General features: G+C 48.8%; 5 protein-coding genes and 11 tRNA genes. 1 reads left to right on the top strand and 15 read right to left on the bottom strand.

Annotation, left to right across the window (positions count from 1 at the left end):
* Positions 1 to 242 precede the first annotated feature (242 nt).
* Complete coding sequence (locus AYW79_RS14935) at positions 243 to 1,697, bottom strand: MBL fold metallo-hydrolase (RefSeq protein ID WP_067567587.1); 1,455 nt, start codon at positions 1,695 to 1,697, stop codon at positions 243 to 245.
* Positions 1,698 to 1,911: 214 nt separating this feature from the next.
* Entirely contained in the window at positions 1,912 to 2,517 is a 606-nt protein-coding gene (locus AYW79_RS14930) for a spore coat protein (RefSeq protein WP_231877935.1), read from the bottom strand.
* Positions 2,518 to 2,699: 182 nt separating this feature from the next.
* Between AYW79_RS14930 and AYW79_RS14925 the strand changes: the two genes are divergently transcribed.
* The gene (locus AYW79_RS14925; RefSeq protein WP_067567581.1) at positions 2,700 to 3,542 is read left to right on the top strand and encodes an arginase family protein; all 843 of its coding nucleotides are present in this window, start codon (positions 2,700 to 2,702) and stop codon (positions 3,540 to 3,542) included.
* A gap of 69 nt (positions 3,543 to 3,611) precedes the next feature.
* Here AYW79_RS14925 and AYW79_RS14920 read toward each other — a convergent pair.
* The 13 genes from AYW79_RS14920 to AYW79_RS14860 all read right to left on the bottom strand — a co-directional run bounded on the left by AYW79_RS14920 (position 3,612) and on the right by AYW79_RS14860 (position 6,420).
* A tRNA-Thr gene (locus tag AYW79_RS14920) sits at positions 3,612 to 3,687 on the bottom strand.
* An 8-nt stretch (positions 3,688 to 3,695) separates the two neighbouring features.
* Positions 3,696 to 3,772, bottom strand: a tRNA-Met gene (locus tag AYW79_RS14915).
* Positions 3,773 to 3,775: 3 nt separating this feature from the next.
* Positions 3,776 to 3,869, bottom strand: a tRNA-Ser gene (locus tag AYW79_RS14910).
* 92 nt (positions 3,870 to 3,961) lie between these two features.
* Positions 3,962 to 4,381 carry a hypothetical protein gene (locus AYW79_RS14905; protein WP_067567578.1) on the bottom strand — a complete coding sequence of 140 codons (420 nt, stop codon included), beginning with the start codon at positions 4,379 to 4,381 and terminating at the stop codon, positions 3,962 to 3,964.
* A gap of 101 nt (positions 4,382 to 4,482) precedes the next feature.
* A tRNA-Ile gene (locus AYW79_RS14900) sits at positions 4,483 to 4,559 on the bottom strand.
* Between the two features lie 8 nt (positions 4,560 to 4,567).
* Positions 4,568 to 4,643: transfer RNA gene (locus AYW79_RS14895), tRNA-Met, on the bottom strand.
* Between the two features lie 19 nt (positions 4,644 to 4,662).
* Positions 4,663 to 4,737 (bottom strand) — tRNA-Val (locus tag AYW79_RS14890).
* Positions 4,738 to 4,770: 33 nt separating this feature from the next.
* Positions 4,771 to 4,845, bottom strand: a tRNA-Glu gene (locus AYW79_RS14885).
* Positions 4,846 to 4,849: 4 nt separating this feature from the next.
* Positions 4,850 to 4,924: transfer RNA gene (locus tag AYW79_RS14880), tRNA-Asn, on the bottom strand.
* Between the two features lies 1 nt (position 4,925).
* Positions 4,926 to 5,001 (bottom strand) — tRNA-Ala (locus tag AYW79_RS14875).
* Between the two features lie 46 nt (positions 5,002 to 5,047).
* A tRNA-Leu gene (locus AYW79_RS14870) sits at positions 5,048 to 5,133 on the bottom strand.
* A gap of 5 nt (positions 5,134 to 5,138) precedes the next feature.
* Positions 5,139 to 5,215, bottom strand: a tRNA-Arg gene (locus AYW79_RS14865).
* Positions 5,216 to 5,316: 101 nt separating this feature from the next.
* Positions 5,317 to 6,420 (bottom strand): glycosyltransferase, encoded by a 1,104-nt coding sequence (locus AYW79_RS14860; RefSeq protein WP_067567575.1) that lies wholly within the window; start codon positions 6,418 to 6,420, stop codon positions 5,317 to 5,319.
* Positions 6,421 to 6,544: the final 124 nt, after the last annotated feature.

Below are 6,544 nucleotides of genomic sequence, written 5' to 3'. Positions count from 1 at the left end.
ACCTCAGGTCGAGGGTTTGCCTAAAGCTTCCTTCAGATTCCACCTCGCGGTGGACACCCTTGCTCTTGGCTAACGGTAGGTCTGTCGCCAACCCCCGTTCGGGACTTGCACCCTATAGATTCCGCCCATGCCTGGCGTACACACAAAAAACCGCGCCTATTCATCGGCGCGGTTTTTTGTGTAAAAAGGGTGTACAGGGTTGCGCTGTGCCGCCGCAACCCCATCCCCTTCTTTGCTTTACGTTATGCGTTGTGAACTCCTACGCGTTCACTCTGCGTTACAGGTAGCCCTTCATTTGCCCAGCGTCCAAAACCACCGGCCATGTTAATCACATTTTTATATCCTTCTCGCTGAAGAACACTCGCCGCAATCGAGGAACGCACCCCTGATTGGCACTGAACAACGATCGGGTGATCTTTGTCTTTTGGCAACTCACTCAAACGCCCCTTAATTCTACCGAGCATGAGATGTTTGGCGCCTTCAATGTAGCCTTCTGCCCACTCCGCATCGTTTCTCACATCAATCCACGCCACTTCGCCCTGTTTCAAAAGAGACTGCGCCTCTTGAGGCGTAATCTCCTGATACGTCTCAAGCGCCTCTCCATCCATGGTTGAGACGTTAACAACATCGAGGGGAGCACGACCTGCCACATTGTCGAATCCAATCGACCGCAAATCGCGAACAATGCTAGATTGCTGACTCGACTCTGCGAGCAGATAGATCGGCTGTTCGTATGAAAGCAACCAGCCGGCCCATGTGATGAAAGACTTGTTATAAGGGATGTTTATCGTCCCTGGCAAGTGACCTGCGCGAAACGCAGCAGCCGATCGCGTATCAACGATTTGCCTGCCCTCGACGATCGCTGTTTTAACAGCTGCGCTGTCAATCAACGGAATCGGGGGAAGGTCTGAGATCAACGCTGGTCCTTCAACGTTGAGCTTTTTCATTTGGGCAAAATAGAGGGGAGGCTCAGGCTGTCCTTCGAGTAACTTTTGGATAAACTCAGACTCTGAGAGATCGGCCATTGCCCAATTAAAGAGTTTTTCATAGCCGACTGTAGAAGAGGGAATTGCGCCAAGCGCTTTGCCACACGCACTACCCGCACCATGCCCTGGCCAAACTTGGAGATGATCCGGAAGCTTTTTAAAGCGCTGAATCGATTCGTACATTTGTTTTGCGCCTTGTTCGGAAGATCCGCTAACGCCGACAGCTTTCTCAAGAAGATCAGGCCGTCCTATGTCGCCTACAAACACAAAATCTCCACTAAAGATCCCCATAGCTTCCCTGTGAATTCCGCCGCCTCCGTCATGCACTAAAAACGACAAACTCTCAGGAGTGTGTCCTGGTGTATGCATTACATCAAAGGTCAAATTGCCAATTTTGAAGGCATCCCCATCGTGCACCCATTGGAAAGAAATCCCTTCTGTATACTGTTGACGCCATATTGCGTCACCTTCGCCAGACAAATACAGTTTTGCCCCCGCACCTACAGCCAACTCTCTTGCACCAGAGACAAAATCTGCATGAATGTGCGTCTCCGTTGCTGCAACAATGCGAAAACCTTCTTTCAGCGCCGTTTCTTCATACATCGTTACATCGCGCGACGGATCAATCACAAGCGCCTCACCCGTCGCCTGACACCCGACCATATAGGATGCCTGAGCCAATTTCTCATCATAAAAATATTTAAGAAACACGCGTTTCACCTTCCGTTTCATGTGAATGATCTTCCTGAAGTTATTATATCATATACCCTATTAGGTATATACAATTATTTATTTCGAAATTATTTAAGCGTCTCAACTCTCTTACAAGCATCTGTTTATGTTTTTAAAGATAGCACCTCTTTTAGAGACAGCAAACAGGACTCCGACGAATTCTATTTTCGTCAGAGCCCTATCTAAAAATGGATTATTGATACGGCATGGCGTTTACACCCTGGTTCAAACTCATTTGTGACGGTGTATAGGCATGCATCATCGCTTGGATGGTTTCATTCGGGAGCGTAATAACTTGGTAATACCCTTTTTGATTCATAAAGCCCCACATTTCGTATGCCATTTTATCACTCATTGCCGTTCCGCGCATGAACCACTCGCGCAATTGTGGATTCGTGCATTCAAGACCAAACGTTGTCCAACCGATTGCGCCAAATTTGTATAAACTAAGCGCTGTCGTACAGATGGTTCGCTCCGAAGGTGCTTGCGCATTCAGACGGGGCATGGGCATGTTTGGATTGCGCAAGCCTAGTTTAGGCTGGCCGTAATACTCCATGTTCGACTCAGCAAATCCTGGTTTAGCATATACCTCCTGCCCTTGTCCCTGTAACAATTGAACACCCTGCATATAGTGATGATGGACGGATTCTGCGTGCTGTTCCAACATGTTTCTCAATCGCTGATCTTGCACATGTTGACTCAGGAAAGACAGGAGTTCGATGTTCGCAGATTTCGCCATGAGCGCCTCATTCAACCCAATCAGTTCATGCGCTCCAAATGACATCATGCCTCGGTTCAAGAAATTACCTCCCTAACGATTAGATAACGATGTGTATCCAGCTTTCCTTCTATATCGCTCACGTAAGTATTCCATATACCAAAATAATCATGCGCGTCGATCCAGTACAGTTCCAATTCGTAACCGCACATAGAATCCTATCGGGCGGAGACTCTAATTAAAAAGAGAGGCAGGTATACCCGTTGAATAAAACTCAACTCATCGGAATTCCTATGGCACTTCAATACCCCGCCGACCTGTCCAAGAGGACTCTTCAGGTAAAAAACGCACCAAACGCTATTCGAGCGTACCTTCAATCAGAAGCGCCAGACTTCATAAGCAATTGGCAGGACAGAGGTAACATCTCAATTCAGTTACCGCCGCAGGCCAGTTCTTTTGCAAAAGTCGAGCTTGCAGTGCAGTCCATTCGCGCGTCACTTGAAGAGTGGATTCGCGACGATATCTTTACCATCATCCTCGGCGGCGAATGTGATCTCGCCTATGGCACGGTTGCACCTATCAAAAAGGTGTATCCTCACATCCAACTGCTGTGGATTGACTCTCACGCAGATTTTCTAAACGAGAAAACATCGTCAACAGGCTACCTTGGCGGAATGGCTTTAGCCAGTGTCGTAGGTCACACAACTCAACGAAAAGGGATAATCGAAGGCAAACAGGTAACGCTCCTCAGCGGTCAGCTCACGGAATCATCAGAGAAACGCGCAATGAACGAACACGGTGTTCGCCATGTACATCAAGATGAATTGAAGCAATGGATGGAAACATCCCTACTAAAGACAGATACATACATTCATCTCGATGTGGATGCAATCCATACACAAGATATGCCCGCTGTGGACTTTCCAAATTCAAACGGGCTCCCAAGCCACACCGTTATTGAATTGGTGCGCGCCATTGCCGAAAATAGCAACCTGCGAGGTATTGAAATTGCAGGATTTAACCCTGAACTGGATCATAAAAAGAAGGGAATGCAGATTGTCCACGCGATCCTAGAGGCTTGCACGCGCAATCCAGTCTATTCCTGAAGTAAACGTTAAAGCGAAAAAAATGGGTCTTCTCACAACATGCGAGAAGACCCATGAATACTAGCCATTTGGAGCCACTTGCCGGATTCGAACCGGCTACCTGCTCATTACGAGTGAGCCGCTCTACCAACTGAGCTAAAGTGGCATAAAACATGGTAGCGGAGGAGGGACTCGAACCCCCGACCCTACGGGTATGAACCGTATGCTCTAACCAGCTGAGCTACTCCGCCGACTGGCGGAGAGAGTGGGATTCGAACCCACGAGACGGGTTTAAACCGCCTACACGATTTCCAATCGTGCTCCTTCGACCAACTCGGACATCTCTCCAACGAAAGACAAGAGATAATATACCACAATTCCTTATCTTGCGCAACCTCTCGTTGATCGATCGTCGAGCATGAAACACCATTACAGTCCCGCTATTTGCCCTGTTTGGCCATTGGAAGATTTCTCAATTGCACCTTATACTCGCGAAGAATTCCTAAGAGATCATGAAACCACGGACCACCGTATGCAACCAGCACACCAGCCGAAATATAGTCAAACGTATTTCCAAGCCAAGGCGGCCCCCACGTCGTCCAACTCGGCGTCAACTTCAAAATCTGAAGTGGATGGACCTGCGCAAGCGCCGCAAGCGCTGTGCCATTGACACCAGACAGCAACTGTACATTCAGTTTGCGAAGAGCATCTTCATACAATTCATCCCACTTACTGTCATTCGGCTTGGCCTTTGCCTGCAAATGTAAAAAAACAATTCTCTTCTTCATTTGTTGTGTAATCGCTTGAGACCCTGTCGAGAGGGCTGCCATGACCGCGAGGAATTGCCACAACTCATCCATCGGAGTCCTCCTTGTCGGCGCTATACAAGAGCCTACGCCCCGCGGATTGTCCCGTAGAACACAAAAAAACCTTTGCGCAGAATCTGGCAAAGGGTAATTCGTGGTGGGCCTAAGAGGACTTGAACCTCTGACCTCACGATTATCAGTCGTGCGCTCTAGCCAGCTGAGCTATAGGCCCAGGAAGAATGGTTGCGGGGGCAGGACTCGAACCTGCGACCTTCGGGTTATGAGCCCGACGAGCTGCCAACTGCTCCACCCCGCGTCGAAGTGGCCTATAGAATTGGTGGGCGGTGGCAGGATCGAACTGCCGACCCCTCGCGTGTGAGGCGAGTGCTCTCCCGCTGAGCTAACCGCCCCTGTCATCTCAAAAAAGAGAAACAGGATCTGAATGGTGACCCCAAGGGGATTCGAACCCCTGTTCCCGCCGTGAAAGGGCGGTGTCTTAACCGCTTGACCATGGGGCCAAATTGGCTCCTCGAGTAGGATTTGAACCTACGACCCTCCGGTTAACAGCCGGATGCTCTACCACTGAGCTATCGAGGAATGGTGGAGCTAAGCGGATTCGAACCGCTGACCTCTTGAGTGCGATTCAAGCGCTCTACCAACTGAGCTATAGCCCCGACTCTAGAAAACAATTGCATATAATCCGCATCATCCGAAAAGGGATGGTGCCGAAGGCCGGACTCGAACCGGCACGGGGGTTACCCGCGCGCTTTTGAGGCGCGTGCGTCTGCCAATTCCGCCACTTCGGCAAATCTGGCGTGCCCGGAGAGATTCGAACTCCCGACCCCTTGATTCGTAGTCAAGTACTCTATCCAGCTGAGCTACGGGCACTCAAAAAAGAGAACACGAGTAGAATATCAAAAATACGATGCATTGTCAAGACAAACCAATCATTATTTTAGTCAAAATAGGATTGATCTCAATAAAATTCTTCAGCGGAGACGGTGTTCTTCTACAAGTGAGGTGATGCTCTCAATAAATCGATCCGTAATTTGTTCTTCATGAAATGGCACCACTGAACGTTGACACGCCTCAATCGAAGGGATAGCAACCATCCGATCCAAAATGTCACGAACGCACTGTGTAAACTCTTGAATTGACCCCGGGGTAAATAACCAGCCATTCACCCCATTGCGAAGCATATCCTCAGGGCCTGTATCACACCGACTCGCAATGACGAGATGACCGCGTGCCAATGCTTCAAGTATAACCATTGGAAATCCCTCAAAATCAGAAGTCAGCACAAGAACGGAGCGCTTCGTAATATATTTCCACGGATCTTCTTGCCAGCCACACCACTCCACTTGATCTGAGATTCCTGATTGCTTCAAAAATTGATCAACCTGGCTCTGATCATATTGCCCAAAAGGCTGTCCCATCATCACAAGATGCCAAGGCAGCCCTCTCAATGCGGCAAAACCTTGAAACATCACGTCCAGACGTTTTTGCACCATGTCAAATCGTCCTAGATAAACAAATTGCACAACATTTTGATCATACAGCGATTCTAATGGAGTAATCTCGACTTGGTGAATAGGATTGTATACGACACGAACCGGCTTAGAAGGATCAAGTGCTGAGAATTGGCGTTTGATGCCTGTGCTGATGGCGAGATGACCGTCTGCATAGCGAAGCGCAAAGCGGTCAGCAGCCACGTGCAGGCTATTATGCATCCAACTCAATAAAACGGGTGGCTCTTGATACAGACAGCGTGAAGCAGCAACAATCGCGTTATCGCCCGCATAGATCGACAAAATAACGTCCGGTTTAGGTAACATCTGAAGTGCTACTTGAGTGTTCAAAAGTACTGAAAAAAATGGCGGTTCCTCTTCAATCGCCGAGCGCTTATTCGGAACCAAATCCGAAGCAAACATCGCATGCGGCAAATCATTCGTCCATGACCAATCCTCTGCACGGACCGATGTTAAAAATAACATTTCATGCCCGCGTCGCTGTAATGCATTCGCCATTTGTAAAATTACATTTTCAGTTCCGCCACGCCCAGAAAGCAACCCAGCATAAATTAAAATCCGCACGTCCCTATCCCTCCAAATTATCTGGCTAACCAGATCCTTGGGTGCATCCATATGAAAAAAGCGACACCGTGAGGTGTCGCTCGTTTGTCTGGCAACGTCCTACTCTCCCAGGACCCTGCGGTCC

This window comes from Ferroacidibacillus organovorans, from assembly GCF_001642725.1.
Taxonomy (GTDB): domain Bacteria; phylum Bacillota; class Bacilli; order Alicyclobacillales; family SLC66; genus Ferroacidibacillus; species Ferroacidibacillus organovorans.
This window is presented reverse-complemented; position numbering and strand designations above follow the sequence as displayed.

Coding starts and splice junctions, on each gene's coding strand:
- AYW79_RS14905 (WP_067567578.1), bottom strand. CDS start 4,381: ATGGATGAGTTGTGGCAATTCCTCGCGGTCATGGCAGCCCTCTCGACA.